General features: G+C 72.0%; 11 protein-coding genes and 1 pseudogene. 4 read left to right on the top strand and 8 right to left on the bottom strand.

The window, feature by feature from the left end:
* Window positions 1-231: 231 nt before the first annotated feature.
* On the top strand, window positions 232-1,743 hold the full coding sequence (locus BCD49_RS33630; protein ID WP_007514174.1) for an alpha/beta hydrolase domain-containing protein: 1,512 nt from the start codon (window positions 232-234) through the stop codon (window positions 1,741-1,743).
* Between the two features lie 200 nt (window positions 1,744-1,943).
* Here BCD49_RS33630 and BCD49_RS33625 read toward each other — a convergent pair whose 3' ends face one another.
* Together BCD49_RS33625 and BCD49_RS33620 are read right to left on the bottom strand one after the other, a co-directional pair.
* Window positions 1,944-2,528 (bottom strand): aromatic-ring hydroxylase C-terminal domain-containing protein, encoded by a 585-nt coding sequence (locus BCD49_RS33625; protein ID WP_007514176.1) that lies wholly within the window; start codon window positions 2,526-2,528, stop codon window positions 1,944-1,946.
* Window positions 2,529-2,543: 15 nt separating this feature from the next.
* Window positions 2,544-3,248 (bottom strand): integrase core domain-containing protein, encoded by a 705-nt coding sequence (locus BCD49_RS33620; protein WP_007514178.1) that lies wholly within the window; start codon window positions 3,246-3,248, stop codon window positions 2,544-2,546.
* A 446-nt stretch (window positions 3,249-3,694) separates the two neighbouring features.
* Here BCD49_RS33620 and BCD49_RS33615 point away from each other — a divergent pair.
* A pseudogene (locus tag BCD49_RS33615) lies at window positions 3,695-3,979 on the top strand (group II intron maturase-specific domain-containing protein); the annotation flags it as partial.
* A gap of 173 nt (window positions 3,980-4,152) precedes the next feature.
* Here BCD49_RS33615 and BCD49_RS33610 read toward each other — a convergent pair.
* The 6 genes from BCD49_RS33610 to BCD49_RS33585 form a co-directional block, all read right to left on the bottom strand.
* The gene (locus tag BCD49_RS33610; protein WP_007514182.1) at window positions 4,153-5,286 is read right to left on the bottom strand and encodes a glycosyltransferase; all 1,134 of its coding nucleotides are present in this window, start codon (window positions 5,284-5,286) and stop codon (window positions 4,153-4,155) included.
* Between the two features lie 376 nt (window positions 5,287-5,662).
* The gene (locus BCD49_RS46610) at window positions 5,663-6,466 is read right to left on the bottom strand and encodes a DUF7507 domain-containing protein (RefSeq protein WP_425343340.1); all 804 of its coding nucleotides are present in this window, start codon (window positions 6,464-6,466) and stop codon (window positions 5,663-5,665) included.
* A complete protein-coding gene (locus BCD49_RS33605) occupies window positions 6,412-6,771 on the bottom strand; it encodes a DUF7507 domain-containing protein (protein ID WP_157845207.1) in 360 nt (119 codons plus the stop codon). Before BCD49_RS33605 ends, BCD49_RS46610 begins: the two co-directional genes overlap by 55 nt.
* A gap of 167 nt (window positions 6,772-6,938) precedes the next feature.
* Window positions 6,939-7,874, bottom strand: coding sequence for a methyltransferase domain-containing protein (locus tag BCD49_RS33600; RefSeq protein ID WP_007514190.1), 936 nt, complete (start codon window positions 7,872-7,874; stop codon window positions 6,939-6,941).
* 484 nt (window positions 7,875-8,358) lie between these two features.
* A complete protein-coding gene (locus BCD49_RS33595) occupies window positions 8,359-13,554 on the bottom strand; it encodes a tetratricopeptide repeat protein (RefSeq protein WP_158072982.1) in 5,196 nt (1,731 codons plus the stop codon).
* A gap of 588 nt (window positions 13,555-14,142) precedes the next feature.
* Window positions 14,143-17,790: a WD40 repeat domain-containing serine/threonine protein kinase gene (locus BCD49_RS33585; RefSeq protein ID WP_071042302.1), complete on the bottom strand. Its 3,648-nt coding sequence runs from the start codon at window positions 17,788-17,790 to the stop codon at window positions 14,143-14,145.
* A gap of 388 nt (window positions 17,791-18,178) precedes the next feature.
* Here BCD49_RS33585 and BCD49_RS46230 point away from each other — a divergent pair, with 388 nt between their 5' ends.
* Together BCD49_RS46230 and BCD49_RS33575 are read left to right on the top strand one after the other, a co-directional pair.
* Window positions 18,179-18,523 (top strand): transposase, encoded by a 345-nt coding sequence (locus tag BCD49_RS46230; protein ID WP_116439454.1) that lies wholly within the window; start codon window positions 18,179-18,181, stop codon window positions 18,521-18,523.
* Between the two features lie 115 nt (window positions 18,524-18,638).
* The coding region (locus BCD49_RS33575; protein WP_241832448.1) for an IS5 family transposase at window positions 18,639-19,027 on the top strand (389 nt) is incomplete at its 3' end.

Genomic DNA, 19,027 nt, shown 5'->3' with positions numbered 1-19,027 from the left:
CCGGGCCGTCTTTCCGCGCCTACGCATGGAAGGCCTTCCCGCCGCCGACCCGGGATCTGGTCATCGAATGTGATCTGCGAATGCCGATCTGCGGTGGGTCGAGTCGCGATATCCATCTAGCCCGGCAACCGGACTAACCCTTCCGAGCAGGTCTAGTTGGCCGTCCAATCCGCCAGCTGGTCATGATGCCAATGTCGGTGAACGTCAGGAAACAATGGAGGCTTGACCACAATGCGACGTGAGAATACGGCCAGAAACCGTAGGGTTGTGACGGGTCGGCATCTTTTGGTGATTATCGGTTCGCTCACCGTTGCCGCGTTGGGATCGGCTTGTTCCGGCGGCTCGGACGCAACGCCGGAAACGTCCGCGACAACCCCGCCCCGACCCGCGGGACCGGCTGCCGACTTACACGAACTCAGCGGCGGAAAAGGCGTCAACATGGGTGCCTCGACGACGGTCGTCAACCTGACCGGCACCGGGTACGTCGAGGACGAGTACGTCGCGTCAGGGACGGCGACGTCGTACAACCCGCAGGGCGCGCTCGCTCCCGACGGCCGTTGGACGTTCCAACCCGGCAGCACCGCCGCGTACAGCACCCGAGTGCTCGTCCGGCGACCGGCCGCGGGCAAGTTCAGCGGCACCGTCGTCGTCGAGTGGTTGAACGTCAGCGGCGGGGCCGACTCGGACGCCATGTGGGCCAACACGCACGAGGAGCTGATGCGCCGGGGCGACGCGTGGGTGGGCGTCTCGGCGCAGCGTATCGGCGTCATGGGCGGATCCGCGCTCGTCTCGGCCGGTGGAGCCCCCGCCTCGAGTGGACTGGTGGGCGCGGACCCCGCGCGGTACGGCTCGCTCGACCAACCCGGCGACGGGTACTCCTTCGACATCTTCACCCAGGCCGCACGCGCGGTACGCGGCGGCGGCATGGCGACAGGCGGCCTGAAGCCGCGGCACGTGCTCGCGGCCGGCCAATCCCAGTCGGCGTACGCGCTCGTCACCTACATCAACGGAGTGCAACCCCTCACCCGCGCGTTCGACGGTTTCCTCGTCCTGAGCCGTGGCGCCGGCGCCCTGCCGCTCGTCGCGCCYGGCCAGCCCGCCAGCCTCGCCGACCGCCCTGCGCAATCACCGACAGTCATCCGGACCGACACCGACGTACCTGTACTCGAGGCCCAGGCCGAGGGCGACCTCACCGTCGTGCTGAACTCCCTCAGCTCGCGCCAGCCCGACAGCGACCGGTTCCGCCTCTGGGAGGTCGCTGGTGCCGCGCACGCGGACGCGCACACACTCGGCCCGTTCGTGAGCGCGATCGACTGCGGGGCGCCGCTCAACAACGCCCCCATGCACCTCGTCGTGAAGGCGGCACTGCACGCCCTCGAGAACTGGGTCTCCGCGGGGACACGACCTGCCACCGCACCGCGGATCGAGGTCACACCGGACAGCCCGCCGCAGATCGGGCGCGACGCCAACGGCATCGCCCGGGGCGGCGTGCGCACCCCGCCCGTGGATGTGCCGGTCGCCGTGCTTTCAGGCAAGCCCGGGCCGAGCGGATCGCCGATCTGCCAGCTGTTCGGCTCGACGATTCCGCTGCCCGCCGAGCGACTCGCGGCTCTCTACCCGTCCCGTGACGCCTACCTTCGGCAGTACACAACGGCGGTCGACAGCACGATCAAAGCCGGATTCGTCCTCGAGGCAGACCGCGCCGCGCTGCTCGCCTTCGCGCAACCATCAGACATCAAGTGAAACTTGGCGCCGCCGACGTCGTCATTGCCTGCTTGGGAGCTGGTTGGCTATGCCGTCGAGGCTGTGGGTGAGGTCGGCGGCCTGATCTACTCCGGAGCCCGACATGGTCGTTACGACTGCCGCGACCTACACGAGCGACATGACTGGCGACAGCGCCAGCAACCAGCCGATCTGGTTCAGCCGGGGCGGCGTTTCAATCTCTACGAGTAGCACGATGGTCTCCCTTGGTTGTATGCGGTGCGCGGTTCACGCTGATGGCGTGGCGTCCCTGATCGGTTCCGCGCCTGGTCAGGCGGTTCCCCGGCCACGTCCCCGACGTATGCGGAAGGTCCGTCGTGTGGCTGCTGGTGGGCTGGGTTCAGCTTCCGGTGCTGGTGGTCAGGGCGGTGGATGTCCGTCACCGGATCGGTGGATGAGGTCCGGCTGCGCCAGGCGACGTGCCCGTCGGGGCGGACGAGGACCGCGCCGTCGGGCGCGACGCCATAGAGGCCCGGCCAGTTCGGCTCGGGGATGACATGGCTGTCGACGGGTGCCCTGGTGGCGTGGGCGGCGGCGGCGCGCCAGGCGTGGCCGGGTTCGGCGGTCAGCAGGACGAAGCGCTGGTCGAACAGGTCGATGGTGGACGTGCCGTCGGCCAGCCACAGATGGGGCGCCCGGCAGCCGGGTGCGGCGGTCGGCTGGTAGTCGGCGCCGGGCGGGTCGGCGTCGGGGCTGCCGTCGTCGACGACGACCGGTGACGTGTACTGGTAGCCCATGTCGTGAAGGGTGCAAGTGTGCGATTTCACCGGTCGGAGCCTTGATCATGCGGCTCGTTGGTATTCGTGGAGGAGGCCGCCGAGGCGGTCGATGCGTCTGATCGGGCCAGCCGGATCGCCGGTCGAGGTCTGCGCGGTGGGGGTGTCGAGGTCGATGCCTCGGTGAGGTCGAGCGGTGTTGTAGTGCTTGACGTAGGTCGACAGAACCTGGTCGGCGTGGCGCCGGTTCCAGATCAAGTTCCAGTCCAGGCGCTCGGCGCGGACGGCGCGGATCCAGCGTTCGGCGAAGGCGTTCGCCCGCGGCGCCTGGACCGGCGTCCTGAGGATCCGAATGCCCTCGTCGGTAAAGACCTCGTCGAAGCCGGCGACGAGCTTGGCATCCCGGTCGCGGATCAGGAACCTGTACGGCCCGCCGTGACTGTCGGCGAGCTGGTAGGTCAGGTTTCTGGCTTGCTGGGTGACCCAGGCGGCGGTGGGGTGTTCGGTGACGCCGGCGAGCCAGACGTGGCGGCGGTCGAGTCCGATGAAGAACAGCACGTAGAGCCTGGCCAGGGTCACGGTGTCGATCGTGAGGAAGTCGCAGGCCAGCGCGCCGTGGGCCTGAGCACGCAGGAACTGCGACCAACTCGGCCCTGCGCCACGGCGGGGTGCCGGGCCCAGGCCGTGGCGGCGCAGGAGATTGCGCACCGAGGTGGCCGAGACCCGGACGTGGAGCTTGTGGCATTCCCCGACGATGCGGACGTAGCCCATCGCGGGTTCTCCCGGGCCAGGCGCAGCACCAGCTGCACCGTCGCCTCCTGCAGCCGGCGGCCCCGACGCGTCGGCGGATAGGTCCACCGGCGCCGGACCAGCTCGCGATGCCAACGCAGCAGCGTCGCGGGGGTCACGAGGAACACCGACCAGCGCGGCCGGGGCAGGAACCGAGCCAGGCTGGCCAGCAGCATCCGATCGGACGAGGAGTACCGCGGCCGGGCGACTTGCTGGCGCAGCACTGCCAGCTGGTGGCGCAGGACGGCGATCTCAACGTCCTTCTCGTCCGGCCGACCACCGAGACCGGCCGCGCTGAGCAGCCTACGGATCAGCAGGAACACGACCGTCGACACCGTGTCCGCCATGATCCCTGACGTGCGGTTCGCCCAGCTCAGCGCCCCTGACCGTCCACTTGCACCCCACAGGCCAAGAGCGCGGAGGTCCGCTCCTGGCGGATCCACCGGCGCACCGGGCAGACGCTGGACGACCTCGCGCAAGCCATCAACCCGATGGTGCGAGGTTGGATGAACTACTGGGGCCGGTTCAACCGGCTGGAGATGTTCCCGCTTCTCAAACGCATCAACGCCTACGTGGTGCGATGGGCCCGCAGGAAATACAAACGGCTTCGCGCGTTCAAGTCTGCCATGGCATGGTGGCAGGCGGTCACCCACCGGTGCCGCACGCTATTCGTGCACTGGGTTTGGACACGCAACTTCTGGATGGCTGGATGAGAAGAGCGGAGTGAGGGGAGACCCTCACGCTCCGTTCCGTGGGAGCCGGGGAGTGAAAACCTCCCCGGCCACCCGACCATTCTTGCTGTCGTTGCGGCCCTTGCTGGCCTGCGCTTCCACAGCTGTTCTCACGGGTCTGTCGGCGGTGGGCATCTCACTGGTTCGTCATTTCCCTACCAGGCAGAGCGAGAGGCCCTCGGCGCGGGGCCTGCGATCATCGACGTGAGCACGTCGTCCGCGCTTGGCATCGTGTCGATCTCCTTCTGCACGGCGCGGGCCGCCGCCGCGTACCGCGGGTCGCCGAGCAGCTGACCTACTGCTTCGGTGATCGCGAGCGGGGTCACCACAGAGTCGTCGAGCGTGAGCGCGACACCCGCCCGCTGCGCGGCCGCGCCGTTGTCGAACTGGTCAGCGCCCTGGGGCAGCACGAGCTGGGGCAGGCCGTGTGCCAGCGTGCCGAGCAGGATCCCGGCGCCGCCCTGGGAGACGACGAGGTCGCAGCGGGGCAGTAGGAGCGCATGCGGGAGGTAACGCTCGACGAGGACGTGCGGCGGCTGTGAGCCGAAACGATCGGGAGCCACGTCGGGGCCGACGGTGACGACGAGGTTGACCGGCAGCTCGCGCAGCCCGGCGATGGCCGCCTCCAGCACTCCGGGTCGACGCTGGTGGAACACCGTGCCAAGAGTGAGGTGCAGGGTGCGCTCGTACGGCAGCGCCATGAGTGCCTCGGGTAGCCGCTCGCCCGGCGCGGGCTCGCCGACACCGGGGCGCAGCGGCTGCACCCTGCGCTCCGACGCCCTGCGCTCCGACCTGGTCGGTGGCTGCAGGGTCGGTGGGCAGATGGACAGGTAGACCGCGCCGCGATGTGCGTCGGCGAGGTCGGGCACGTCCCACTGCCTTCCGAGCTCGTCGATGCTCGCGGCAAACATCTCCCAGTCGCCGGCCGCGGCGATTCCCAGCCCGTGCACGACGTGACGGGAGTCGCCGCGAGCCGCGGCGATGGCCCCGGCGAACTCCAGTTCCTCGGACACGATGAGGTCCGGGCCCCACGCGGCGGCCAGGGGGAGCAGGTCGACGGCGCGCTGGCTGGCGGTGTGCCAGAAATACGCCGGCGAGCTGGGTGTCCCCGCCTCGACGGACGTGGGCCCGACCGACCAGGCCGTCAGACCGCGACGTGCGATGTGTTCCCCGAAGTCGGCGCCAGTGGCGACGGCAACCTCGTGCCCGGCGCGCTGCGCGGCCAGCGCGAGTGGAAGCACAGTGTTGACGTGGCCGAAGAAGGGGCAGGCGGTGAACAGGATCCGCATCGGCTGCTCTTTTCGCAGGTTGAGGAAGACCTTACCGGTCCGGCTCGCCCCCTGTTCACTCGACGCGGCGGGGGCACGAGCAGCTCGACGTCCTTCGACGCCGACGAACGACCGAGCAGGACAAGCCACCCACACACCCGAACAAGATCAGACAGAGCAGACGCAGGGACACAGTCGGGCGCTGTTGCATTGAGCTGGTCCGGGGTAAGGCTCGGGCGGGCTGGTTGCGTGGTCACAGAGCCAGGGGGAGTTCGGTGAACGCTGTTGCGGGTCGGTGATGGGTTTCGGCGTCGGCACCGAGTTCGTAGTGGCGGCGGCGGAGATTCTGGGCGAAGGCGTGCCCGGCGCCGATCGCTTGGGCGGGAACTCGTCGAGCTCACGGACTTCTGCGGCCAGGAACGCGATCCGTTCGTCTCCTGCACGCTGCCGGCCGAGCATCTCGGTGGGCACAGCTACGATCTCGGCGCCCTCGAGGCGGAACCGGGCGCGCCTGCCGTCTCCTAAGGACGGCGGGGACTGGCGCGGGACGCCGAAGGAGAAAGGCGCCGGCGGCCCATGCGGGGCCAGCGAGAACGGCAAGACGCCGCCTGGTCGGCCACCTCCTGACGAAACGGCCACCAGCGCGCGTGCTCAACCCGCGCGCCGGTGGCCGTTCGGAGCCATTCGCCCTGGTCAGGAGACCGTACGCCAGCCGGAGAACCAGGCAGTCGGCCAGACTCCGCCCGAGGTCCCCACCACTGGGAAAGGCGCAAGGAGACTGTCCGGGCCCCGGTCGTCCCAGGCGGTCCGGCGGGGCCTGTGGGCCCAGCCGGACCGGCTGGCCCAGCGGGACCGGTCGCGCCGGCAGGCCCGGCAGGCCCGGCAGGCCCGGCAGGTCCAGCGGGCCCGGCAGGCCCGGGCGGTCCGGCGGATCCGCCGCCGACGAGGCCGGCCGCGGCGGTGGCGGGGTTGACCACACCGAGCCTGAAGTGGGCGTGAAGGCGTTCGCGGCGGCCGTGTTCACCACGACGCCCGTGCTGACGTCGGCAGCCGACGTCGTGTGGGTGCCCGTGCACTCGGTGGACGCGCCGGGCGCCAGCACCGTCGCCTGATAGGCGACCGTCGGCAGGCTCGAGTCGATGACGGTCAGGTCGGCGAGGTCGGATCCGCCGGTGTTCGTGGCCGTGAAGTCGTACTGGATGTCCTGGCCGCGGCGGCGTACGTGGTCGGGCTCGCCGCCTTGGTGAGTGTGAGCGCGGGCGGGGCGGCGACCGCGCTCAGGAACGGCGTCGTGGTGGCCGTGACCGTGAGCCCCGCCGGGTCGATGCCGCTCGCGGTCACGGTGCCGCTCACATGCCCGGCAGCCAGGTCGGCCGCCGTGGTGGCGTAAGGGCTGGTGCAGATAACCGAGGCGCCCGCCTCGACCCCGATGAGTTCGACGAACTGGACACGGTCGTGCGCCACCTGGACGACGAGGCGAGATGCCCGCTGTCGTCTCATTCGCAACGGATTACCCTCAGTTAGCGAAATGGGTGGATATGCTCGTGGATGGCCGTTTGCTCGCCGTCGAGCCCGCGGTCCTCGTCTAGACCCGCCTGGGACTCCGCGACCTGCGGAAACGACGACGGACGACCGGTGACGGTCCGTCGAGGAGCCCTCGTTTCTGGCGCACCTCAAACCACGTCAAGATCGCCTTGTTCGGGGCGGCGTCCCCACGCCGAGATCAGCGGTGCGAGGGTGAGATCGAGCCCGCCGGCGCCGACGGCCGCGACGTGCGCGTCGATCTCGGCTTCATCGGCCAGCCGGGCGGCGACCAGCTCGGCGCGGACCTGTCGCATCGTCGCTATCTCCAGGCGGTCGCAGACCGCCCCGCCGACCGGGAAACTGCCCGCCGCCGCGACATCGACCAGGCCGGCCTCGCGCAACGTCCGAGGCAGCGTACGGCCGTAGCGCAGATCGGCGCCGCGGCGTGTCATCAACTCCCGGAAGGCGCGCCGCAGCCGGTTGGCTCGCCGCTGCGCCGGGCCGCTTTCGTCGAGGCACGCCAACGGCTGCAGCTCGGTGTCCGCGTCCTCCACCAGAAGCCAGCCGCCGGGCCGCAGCGCCGCCACCATCGTTGCCAGCGCTCGAGCGCGGTCGGGCACATGGACGAGGACGAGCCGGGCGTGCACCAGGTCAAACGTCCCCGGCGGGGGATCCGCGCCGATGTCGTGCCGGCGTACCTCGTAGGTCCCCTGCGGGTCCAGCCACGCTGGATTGATGTCCGTCGCCAGTACGTATCCGGTCGGTCCGACGGCCGCGGCGAGCGCCTCGGGGATGCTGCGACCTCCGGCCCCCACCTCCCAGCAGCGCCATCCCGGCCCCACCCCCAGGCGGTCGAAGTGCCCGCGCGTCACGCCGTCGAACAGCTCGGCCAGCGCGACGAACCGCTCGCCCGCCTCGGCCTGCGCGTTGTCGAGGAGATAGCGGTGATCAGGGGCAGCCCCCAGCACGCCCGGCGACGAGGCCCCGCCCGGCGAGCCGGGAGCCTCTGCGGGCGGACTCGCGGTGGTCGCCGGACCGGGTTCGGGGCCAGAGTCGCGAGCCCGCGGCGAGGAGTTCACGGCCACATCCTCACCTCCTACCGCGCCGCAGGTACCACGACGCGAGATGACATCACTGCTACGGCGAATCAGCACCGTGTGCCGTTGAGTGGCCTCGAAATCCTGGCGGCCAAGCCACGCCGCCCGTCCAACGAACCGCCCCTGACACCCGCCCCCGACCGATCCAATAGATCAACCCGGGGCTCGAGGAGGACCCGTACCGCCGTTGGCGACAGCGATGATCAAGGGTCCTTACGCCAGAGGGTCCCTGGATCGGCGAGTGTCAGCTACCGGGTCCGTTCGGTCCGCAGCGGTGACGATCAAGCCGTGGTCCTCGCGCCCCGATACCGGGGACAGCGCGGCCGTACGCTTCGAGGATGCGGGCCCGTTCCCGCGGGAGCGTGCCTCGCAGAGCGAGGGCCAGGCCCACGAGCCAGGCCAGGCAGGCCACCTCGACACGGATGCGGTCTCTTGGTGAATGTGCAGTTCTCGTAGCAATTGAGCATGGACATCATCCTTCTCGGAGCGTGTCGACGAGTTGGTTGATGGTGGTGGTGAGTTCTGGGTGGGTTTTGCGGAGGTGGTGGAGGCGGGTGGAGGCGGCGCGGCGTTGGAGGTCGGTGGCGTCGGCGGCTGCGGTGGCTGCCAGTTCGTTTGCGCTGGTGGGGTTGCCGGTGAGTAGTGCGTGGATGGCGGCGAGGAAGTGGCCGACGAAGGGGAGGTCCACGAGGTAGGGCGCGGTGGCGGCGATGCTGGCGAGCAGTTCRCTGTCACCGGCGGTGGYGGCTGCCATGGCGTCGGCGGTGGCGGYGGCGGGGTCGGTGAGGAGGTCAAAGACGTCGTCGAGGTCGCGGTCGGCGAGCAGGGTGAGAATGGCGAGGTGCTGGGCGGCCTTCGGGCCCGGCGCGGTTGCGAGCAGGGCACCGGCTCGGGGATCGGTGATCAGCTCGGGGTGGTTGGCGATGTAGTCACGGGACTCCGACCAGGTGGGTGCCGTGAGCCAGCCGAGGAGCAGCGTGCGGAACTCGTCGTCGTCGCGGAGGCGGCGCAGGGTGGCGTCGAGGCCGTCGTTGGTGATGTCGTCGAGGATGCCGGCGAGTTCGCCGGAGGCCGGCAGGTCTGGGAACAGGCGGGCGAGGACGTCGAGCTCGGCGCGCAGCGTGGGGTCGGGGAGGTCGGCGACGATCCGGGTGAGGACGGCTTCGTGCGCGTCCCAGGTTTCGGCGTCGGCCCAGGTGCCGACGGCGTCGATGGTGCTGTCTCGTACGGGGAGCTGGGCCCAGTCGGGCAGGTCGTGGCGGGTCGTGGTGGGGAGTCGCAGCGCGGTCGCGCGCAGGGTGCGGCGTGCCCGCGTCGCCAGCGCGCCGTTGTCGGCCTCGTGTAGGTAGCGGGCCGCGGCGGCGAGGTCGGCGGCTGTGCCTGGTGGATCGTCGCCGGCGCGCCATGACGCGCGAGCGGCCAGCAGGTAGCCCGCCCCGTCGGGCCCGAGGGCCTCTACCTGGTCGTCGTGGAAGGCGGCGAGGGCCTCGTCGTGCCGGCCGGCTCGGGTCAGCTGGTCCGCGAGGGTGCTGACCGCCGTGGCCAGGGCGGGAAGGAAAGCGGCGGGGCTTGTGTCGGCGAGGGTGCGGTAGGTGGTGACGGCCTCGCGGGCGGCGTTGAGTGCGCCGGTGTGGTCGCCGGTGTCGGCGAGCCGGTCGGCGAGGGTGCGCAGGGAGGCGGCGAGTCCCGGTCGGAACGCCGCGGGGTTGATCTCGGCGAGGTGGCGGCGCAGCGTGACAGCCTCGCGGGCGAACGCCAGCGCGCCGTCGTGGTCGGCTGCTGCCGCGGTGAGGGTCGCGAGGGTGGTGAGTGTCTGGGCGAGGCGCGGTGTGAACGCCGCGGGGCTGGCGTGGGCCAGTTCGCGGTAGAGCTCGAGGGCTTCGCGGGCCGTCGTGAGGGCGTGTGCGGGGTCGTCGGCGTTGGACAGTTCGATGGCGTGGGTGTGCAGCGCGGCGGCCAGGTCTGGCCGGAACGCTGCCCGGTTGGTCGCCGCGAGGCGTCGCCGCAGGTCGACGGCCTCGCCGGCAGCGGCGAGGGCCTGGTTGTGATGGCCGGCGTCGGAGAGGTGGATCGCGAGGTTGTGCAGCGCGGTCGCGAGTCCCGGCAGCGCAGTTTCGGGCCTGGTGGCGGCGAGCTGGCGGCGTAGGGCGAGGGCTTCCTGGGCGGTGGCGAGTGCCTGGTCGCGGTGGCCGGCGTCCGCGAGGCGGTTCGCGAGAGTGTTCAGCGCGTTGGCGAGGTCGGGCTGGTAGAGCGCCGGGTCGGTGGTGGCGAGCTGGCGTCGCAGGTCGGTGGCTTCGCGGGCCGCGGTGAGGGCCTGGTCGCGGTCGCCGGTCTCGGCGAGGAAGGTCGCGAGGTTGTTCAGGGCGGAAGCGAGGTCGGGTACGAACGCGGCCGGGTTGGTGGCGGCCAGATGGCGGTGCAGCGTGACGGCTTCGTGGGCGACGTTCATCGCTTGCCGGCGGTCGCCGGTGTTCGACAGGCTGGCGGCGAGGTTGGTCAGCGCGGTGGCGAGGTCGGGCAGGAACGCCGCCGGGTCGGCTTCGGCCAGCCGGCGGTAGAGCGTGGCGGCGGTGGTCGCCGCGTCGAGGGCCTGTGACCAGTCGCCGGTTTCGGCCAGCAGGCTGGCGAGGCTGTTCATCGCGCCGGCGAGCTCGGGTGTGAAGGCGGCCGGGTCGGCTTCGGCGAGGCGGTGGCGGAGCTCGACGGCCTCGCGGATCAGCGCGGTTGCCTGCTGCCGGTCGCCGACGTCGGCGCTGTAGAGGGCGAGGTTGGTCAGCGCGGTCGCCAGGTTCGGCAGGTAGGCGGCTGGGCCGTCCTCGGCGAGGCGGCGGTACAGCGTGAGGGCTTCGGCGCCGATGGTGACGGCCTGGTCGCGGTCACCGGTCGCTGCGAGGCGGGCGGCCAGGTTGTTCAGCGAGGTCGCGAGATCGGCCGTGAACGCCGCCGGGGTCGCCGCGGCCAGCGCTCGGCGCAGGTCGACCGCCTCGCGGATGACGACCAGCGCGGCCGCCTGCTCGCCGATGTCGGCGAGCCTGTTCGCGAGGTTGTTCAGCGAGGAGGCCAGGTTCGGGAGGAACGCCGTCGGGTTGGCCGTCACGAGGCGGCGGTGCAGCGCTACCGCTTCCTGGGCGGTCGCGGCTGCCTCGGTGCGGTCGCCGGCGTCGCGCAGCGCCTGGGCGAGGTTGTCCAGCGAACGGGCGAGATCGGGAGCGAACGCCGCGGGGTCGGCGTCCGCGAGCTGGCGGCGCGCGGCGGTGGCCTCGCGGGCGACGGCGAGCGCCTGGGCCCGGTCGCCGGTCTCGGCGAGATAGCTGGCCAGGTTGTTCAGCGAGGTCGCCAGGTCGGGCAGGACGGCCGCGTCGGCGTCGGCCAGCCGGCGTCGTAGCTCGGTCGCCTCGCGGGCGGCGGTGAGGGCTTGGCCACGATCGCCTGTCCTCGACAGGAAGGTGGCGAGGTTGTGCAGGGTGACCGCCAGCGCGGGTTCGAACCGCGCCGGGTCGGCCTGCGCGAGCTGGCGACGCAGGTCGGCTGCCTCCCGGGCCACGGCGACAGCGCGCCGGGAGTCACCGGTCTCCGAAAGCTCGCCGGCGAACGTGCTCAGGGCTCCGGCCAGGTCGGGGATGAACCGCGCGGGGTTGGCCGTGGCGAGACCCCGATACTGGTCGGCCGCGGCGCGGGCCGCGGCCAGGGCTTTCTCGGGCTCGCCGGACTCGGCGAGCCGCACCGCATAGGTGTGTAGGGCGGCGGCCCGCGTGGCGACGGTGGTCTCCTGCACGGTGGCGGACGGGACCTGCGCGTCCGCCACCTGGCGGGTCGCGGCGGCGAGCGCCAGCGGCCGCAGCGTGCCGTGGCCGAGCGGCAGGCTGCTGGCGAGCTGGTCGAGGGGCAGCGGGGTGTCGGGGCGTTCCGCCAGCCGGACGAGGGCGGTGAGCATGGGTCCGCCGCGCAGGGCGGCGACCGCGAGCGCCGGGCGCCACAGCCCGGAAACCTCTTCGACGGCGCGGGTCGCGAGCCCTTCGACGACCGTTGGGTCCTCGGCGGTGTCGGCGGCACGGGTCAGCGTGAGGCAGGCGTGCCGGCGCTCGGCGTCGTCGGCGTCGGTGAGCTGGGCGACGAGCCGCAGCGGATCGCTTTGATAGACCGTCGTCGCGAGGTGGTCGCCGACGCGGTCGGGGCGAACGGCGATCGTGCCGTCGGCCGGGTCGGTCGGCAGGACGCGGGTGAAGGTCTCGGCGACCTCGTCCCGGAGCTGGTCCGCGCGCGCCAGCACCGGCGTGTGCGCCAGGGCTGGTCCCAGCCGGGACGGCGTCGGGGCCAGGAGGGTGACCGCGGCGCCGGCAGCGCGCAGCACGGTGTGCGTGGGCACCCGGTCACCGAAGTGGCGGGTGTAGGCGCGGCTCCAGTAGCCAATCTCATGGTCGAGGACCGCCTCATACACGGCGGCGTGGCTGGCGGGAAGCGCGCCGGCACGATGGACGCGCAGCCAGGCGAGCATCACCAGGTCCAGCGTCGTCCACATGCCGACCATCGGTGGCGGCGGCGGGTCGCCGCCAGGGTCGGGACTGCCGGCCTCGGCGGCGAACGCGGCGCGGGCGCGCCGGTAGACCCGGCCCGGGCTCGGATGGTGGACCGGCAACGGGTCGTGCGCGGCCGTCGCCGGCAGGCCGTCGCGGCGCAGTGCCGGGCGCAGGTCGTCACTCCACCACCCGGACACCGTCCGCGCGCCGAGCAACAGGCAGGTCGGCGCTGTCGGGCGCAGCGCCAGCGCACGGGCCGCGGCCAGCACCGCCGGGGTGCGGGCGGCCTCGGCGTAGTCGACCGCGACCGCCACCGGAGCCTCGACCGTCGCCAACCAGTCCAGGCTCGCCTGCGGGAGATCGTCACGTAGGAAGCCGGCATACCACCCGTCGGCGGCGAGCCGCTGGGTCAGCTCGGCCAGCAGATGCGTCTTGCCGGAACCGCCGACACCCGACACGATCCGGATCTCCGGAGCCGACGTGGTCCCTGGGAGCCCGGCGCACCACTGCAGCAGCCCGTCGAGCTCGTCGCGCGGCTGGAACGGCACGATCCGCGACAGCGCCCGCATCGCCGCGAGCGGACCTTGCGCCCGGTCTACGCCCAGGTAGGGCGGGGACAACGGCTCGACGACCGGAAGGCCGAACAGCCAGGCCCCGCCCGGGAATCCCACCGCGCCGACCGGTTCCCGTGCCCCAGGCGGTAGTGGTGGCGGTGAGGTCGGCTTTGCCCGGGCACCGCTGAGCGCGTGGTGCACGGCCGCGACCAGCCGTTCGCGCGCCGCCGAGGCGTCGAGGCCGAATAGATTGACGGGCACCCGCGGCGCCAGCAGGCCCGTCAGCGGGACGTCCTCGACCCGGACCGGAATCAGCCGTCGCGCCTGTCCGGACAGGTCCGCGGCCATCGCGGCCTGCCATTCCGCCCTGCCGAGCAGGGACCGGTCATAGGCCGCCGAGACGACCGCGATCACGCACCGGACCTCGCCGACGGCCCGGTGGAGAACATCGACCCAGTTGGACGCCGGGACGGCGTCCCACACCGGCAGCAGCACCCGATAGCCGGCAGTCTCAAGCTCCCAGGCGATCCACTCCGCCCACGCCTGATCCTCCCGGGCATGGGAGACCAAGAACTCCCGACGCCTGTCCCCAGCCACGCCATCGGCGGTCCCACCCCCGTCGACCACCCCACGATCATCGCACCCCGCCTGGGCCCCGCCGATATCCCTGCGGTTGGCGGGCACCGGCCGGCCGGACATCCAAGCCGCCGTGTAGGTGCGGCCGGTCTCCGCCCAGTCGCCTGGTGCTCTCCGCGAGGGCGTCTGAGCCGTCCTGCGGGAGACGAAGGCCTCGACGTCCGTTCCTGCTGACGGGCCAGCCTGACCGGGCAGCACGGTTCGCCGCGGCGTCCGCGCACGAGGCCACGGACGTCCAGCGAGATGCCGCCATCGCCCGGCTCCGCCGGCTGCGGCAAACCCGACCGGACCTCGCCGCGGCCGTGGACGCCCTGATCGCCCGCTACGAAACCCCCACCCGTCAGGACGACGCCCCGGCGCCCGCGGCCGAGTCCTGATGTCGCCGCCACTGACTCGCGCGACGACGCCGCCGGACACGACCGGACCGCAGCCAGAGGCCCAGGCCTCGGTGATCCGACGGGACCGGCTCGGCGGCCTCATCCACGAATCCCTGCAGGCAGCCTGACCGGACCCGGTTCTGGGCACCCATAGGCTCAGCTGTTCGGTGGTTCATGGGATCTCACCCTGGGCCGCCGAACCGCCCGTGATGCCAGCGGCGGGGGACCGGGACGGGAAGGTGAAGTCCCAGGCCAGGCCCCAGGCGCACAGGCCGCTACTCAGGTCGGTGGTCGCCAGGAGCGTGCCGTCCTCGCTCAGCGTCGCCTTGGTGACCGGGGCGCTGTGTCCCTCCAACGTCCGCAGACAGCGCCCGGAAGCGACGTCCCAGACCTGCACCAGGCGTTCCCCGCCGGCGGTGACCGCGAACGAACCGTCAGCGCTGAGGGCGAAGGCACGCGGCTTCCCCGCCAGCGCCAGGGTCTGGCGCACCTCTCCGGTGTCCGTCGCCCACACGCGCAGCGCGTCCCGGTCGGGCGTCGCGGCCAACCCGTGGTCCGCGCTGAACGCTATGAGGGTGTCCCCAGTGCCGTAGCTGCCTTGGTTGGTCAAGGAGTACCGAAGCTCGCCGCTGGCGACGTCCCAGGCTCCGACGGACAGGCCGGTGCAGAGGAAGAGGGTCCGGCTGTCCGCGCTGAAGTCGAGGCGTTCGAAACGGCTGTGCGACGGCAGCGTCCAACTGGGCTGGTCCGCGTCGAGCGACCACGCCTTGACTTCACTGTCGCGGAAGGGGTTGTCGGACTCGTCCGCGTTCTGGTGGGTGCCGCCGAGGGAGGCCGCATACCGCCCGTCGGGACTGAGCGCGACCGTGTGGACCGCCCCGCCGTGCGCTCGCAGCTCGCGCAGGAGCGCACCTGTGGTAAGCCTGCGCAAGCGTAGGACGCCGGCCTTGTCACCGATCAAGATACGGTCATCGTCATCCGTCGGCATCAACGCGAACGCGCTGATCGCGCCCATCTCGTCGGTGAACAGCTGCCTGCTGCCGTCGACGAGGCTCAGCCGCTGGATCATGCCTTGGGACGTCAGAACGACGAGCAGGGCGCCGCCGAGCGCGAACCGGATGTCCCGCGCGCTCCCGCCCTCGCCACGGTTGAAGATGTGCAGCCGCTCACCGACGGCGAAGTCCCAGACATCCACCTCGCCGGTCCACCAGCCGATTGCCGAGACCAGGCCGTCGGCGCGCAGGGCCAGCGTCGTCGGCTGGGTGAACTCGCCGTGCCCGTTGTAGGAGTACAGCTGCCACGCGCCGAGCAGTTCGGACCTGTGGCCGTGCGCGCCGACCCGCGCCCACGCCGCCCRCAGCTCCGGATGGCGGGCGAAGCCCGGCATCCCCTGCGCGGACCGCAGGGCTTCGGCGGCGGCGGAGAACCGGCCCTGCGCCGTGAGGTCGCTCGCCTGGTCCATCAGGTCGCCGAACACGTCCTGCACCCCGGTGAGCTCGCGCGCGGCCCGGGGCCGCGCGTAGCACCAGGGCGCCTGGTAATCGGCGGCAGGCAGTGACCGGACCGCCACCTGGCGACTGCCGATGCCCAGGACGGCGACCCGGCCATCGGCGCTGACCGCCGCGGTGTGCACCCACCGGGCATGAGCCGGCAGCTGCTGGTCCAGCGTGCGCAGGCAGCGACCGGTCGTCGCGTCCCAGACCTGGACCGGCACGGCGGCATCGCCAGCCGTCAGCACGGTCGGCCCGGCCGAGCTGACCGCCAGGGACGTCACGGACCGCCACCGGTGACCGGCCTCGCTCACCACGATGCGCCGTCGCGCGTCGAACACCGTGAGCGGCCCCTTCCACCAGGCGACCACGGCGCACCGGGCGTCGGCGGACACCGCCCCGATGTCCATCGGAAAGCTGCGCACGGGCCTGCCGTGCAACGTTCCCCTGGCCGGCCCGACCAGCGTCGTGGTGCAGGTCCTGCGGGCGACGTCCCAGGCACGGACGGTGCCGTCGCCATCCGCCATCAGCCCGCCGAAGGACGMGGACAGTGCCATGGTGCCGTCKTGGCTCAGCGCCAACGAGCTGATCGCGCCCATGTGGTCGTCCATGGTGTTGACGACCCGGGGTGTACTCGCCTCCCAGACCCGCAGTACGCCGCGCGCGGACCCCGTCGCCACGTACCGGCCGTCGCCGCTGACCGCCACGGCCACCACGGCGGCATCCCCGTCGAACCGCGGCAGGTCCCGGCGCCGGCCGCGCCTGAGGTCCCAGATCTCGGCGGCGCCGGCGCGGACGGCGAGGCCGAGCGTGCCGGCGGTGTCCATCGCCACGGCCGTGACGGGCTCGCCATCCTTGGTCAGGGTGCGCCGCGCCCGCCGTCCGCCGCGCCCCGGCGCCCAGAGCAGCAGCCCGCCCGCGCGGTCACCGGACAGGACGAGGCCGCCGTCGGCGCTGCTCGCGACGGCAGACACGTCCGCGCCGTGGTCCTCGAGGCCGGCATGGATCCGTGGCGGGCGGTGCTCCCACGCGGCGAGCGCCGCGGCGACGTCCGCCGAACCCGGGTCGGTGACGGACGCCGCCCGCAACAGTTCCCCCGCGCGCTCGTCCTCGTGCCGTTCCAGCTGCGCGGCGCCCAGGAGCAGCGCGCCGCGCCCCGCCTGCGCCCCGCCGTCGGCGGCCATGGCCGCCTCGACGTTCGCGACCAGCTCCTCGCCGGTCTGGCGGCCCGACCGCCAGCGGTGCAGGCCGAGGTTGTAGACAGACGGAAGGTGGTACGGGTCGGTGCCGAGCGCCTCCAGCCACAGCGCTTCGGCCTCGTCTATCCCGCCTAGGTCGAGGAACGACAGGGCCTGGTTCGACAGGCCGTCCGCCAGCAGCCGGGCCGCCCTGGGCGCGGGCCGCTCGTAGGCGGCGCCGACGAGCTCGGGGTAGAGCCCATGCAGCCGCGCCGCCAGGTCGACGAGGCTCGCGGGGCGCGCCGCCGGATCGGCGGCGAAGCACTCGCGCAGCAGGACGGCGACGTCCGCTGGCATCGGCGGGATCCGCGGGTCGCCGACGCCGCTGCCGCGCAGGAACGCGTCGAGCGCCGCCCCGGCGGCCGGGCCGTGGCGGCCCGACCGACCGCCCGCGAACATCTCCAGGACGGTCACCGCCCAGGACCACACGTCCGTCGCGGCGGTCAGCCGGATGGTCCGGTCCACGGCGGCGGCGGCCTGTTCCGGCGAGCAGTAGGCGGGCGTCATCCCGCCGAAGCTGACGGCCACCGGGACGTCCGGCGGCCGTGCGGGCGCGCTCTCACCGGTCGCCGCCGCCCGCGCCTTGGCTACGCCGAAATCGGTGACCTTGGCCGTGCCGTCCGGTTCCAGCATCACGTTGGCGGGTTTGACGTCCATGTGGACGAGCCCGGCCGCGTGCGCGTGCGCGAGACCCCACGCCATCTGGACGGCCGTGTCGAGAATGCGGCCCAGCGCTGCCTGCCCGCCGCCCGCGTAGAGGTCCCGGCTGCTCACGGCCTGCGCCAGACTTCCGCCGTCCACCCACTCGGCGAACACCCGGGGGACGTCGTCGATGGTGCGGACATACGCGCAGGCGACCGTATGCGGGTGCAGCCCGAGCTTGACCCAGGTGGCAGCCTCGGCCTCGAAACGGGCGCGGCCATCCGGTGTGCGAACCATCTTCGAGCGCGGCGTCTTCACGGCCATGTCGATCTGCCAGCCGCGATGGCGCACTCGGTGCACGACGCCCATGCCGCCGCTGTGCACCACGTCGAGTACCTCGTACAGGCCGAGTACGACGTCGCCCGGTTTCCAGTCCTCAGCCGGCGCCATGGCGTCAGCCGACCAGCGCGTCGAGCGCCCGTTGCGTCCGCATGCGGCCCCCATGAGCTGGCCGAAAGTATGTCGCAAGGATCAGGCTAGTCGTGACGCGAAGACTCTGCCTATTCCGATCGCGTTCGCGACAGCTCAGACCCGGTGAGGCCGGTACCGGCGGCGAGCAAGGCCAGGCCGCCCGGCCGGAGCTCGACCCGACCGCCACCTTCGTTCCTCGCGGCTACATCGCCGCGCACCTTGGGTGCGGCCTCTACTTGATCGAACCCGACCCTGAAACCGACCCAATAGGATCGGGCGACCTGTTCACCGCCGTCGACGACGCGTGGCCGAACCGGGACCTGCGGGCCGTGATCATCCGGCCTGGGGCGGGAGGCACCAGCCATGGATGTTGACGAGGTCGTCGCGATGGTCACCTGCCGGTCTGCGGAAGCGTCGGCTGTGCCTCGGGCGACCCCGACTGCCTCGGGCCCGCCCGAGGAGGACTAACGGGAGCTACCGGGTCGGCATAGGGCAGGCTCAGCGCCGGCAGGGGAGAACCTGGATTGCTCCCGCGCACCCCCACGGCTCCGGCCTCGGCTGCCAACGCTTGCCCGTCGAGCGGACCATCGGCTGGATACGCCGGTTCCRCCGGCTCCGCACCCGCTGGGAACGCCGCGCGGACATCCACCAGGCATTCCTGACCCTCGCCTGCTCGATCATCTGCCTACGAAAACTCAAAGGATCATTCTGAAACCAGCTCTAAGAGCCTGTCCTGAATCTTGATGTTGTGGGCTGGCCGTGGCCCGTTCCCGATCTTCGCGGTGTGGTGGCGTGAACGGCTGGGACGGGCTGGTCRCGGTCGGGACATGGGACGATCTCGCCGCTATCCCTCGGATATGTYGGATGAGGAGTGGGCGTACGTGGCGCCGCTGTTGCCGCCGGTTCCGAAGGACGGCCGGCCCGAGAGCCATGACCGGCGCGACATCGTGGACGCGATCCTGTACGTGGCCCACAACGGGATCGTGTGGCGGGCGCTGCCGGCGGACTTCCCACCCTGGAAGACGGTCTACGGCTTCTTCGACCGGTGGAAACGCAAGGGCGTCGTCATCCGGGTCCACGACGGGCTGCGCGACCAGTTGCGCCAGGCCGAGGGCCGCCGGCCGCGGCCGACCGCCGGGGTGATCGACTCCCAGTCCGTGAAGGGCGCCCAGACCGTCACCCACCCCAGCCGTGGCTACGACGCGGGCAAGAAGGT

The sequence above is a fragment of the Pseudofrankia sp. EUN1h genome, from assembly GCF_001854645.1.
Lineage (GTDB): Bacteria > Actinomycetota > Actinomycetes > Frankiales > Frankiaceae > Pseudofrankia > Pseudofrankia saprophytica.
This window is presented reverse-complemented; position numbering and strand designations above follow the sequence as displayed.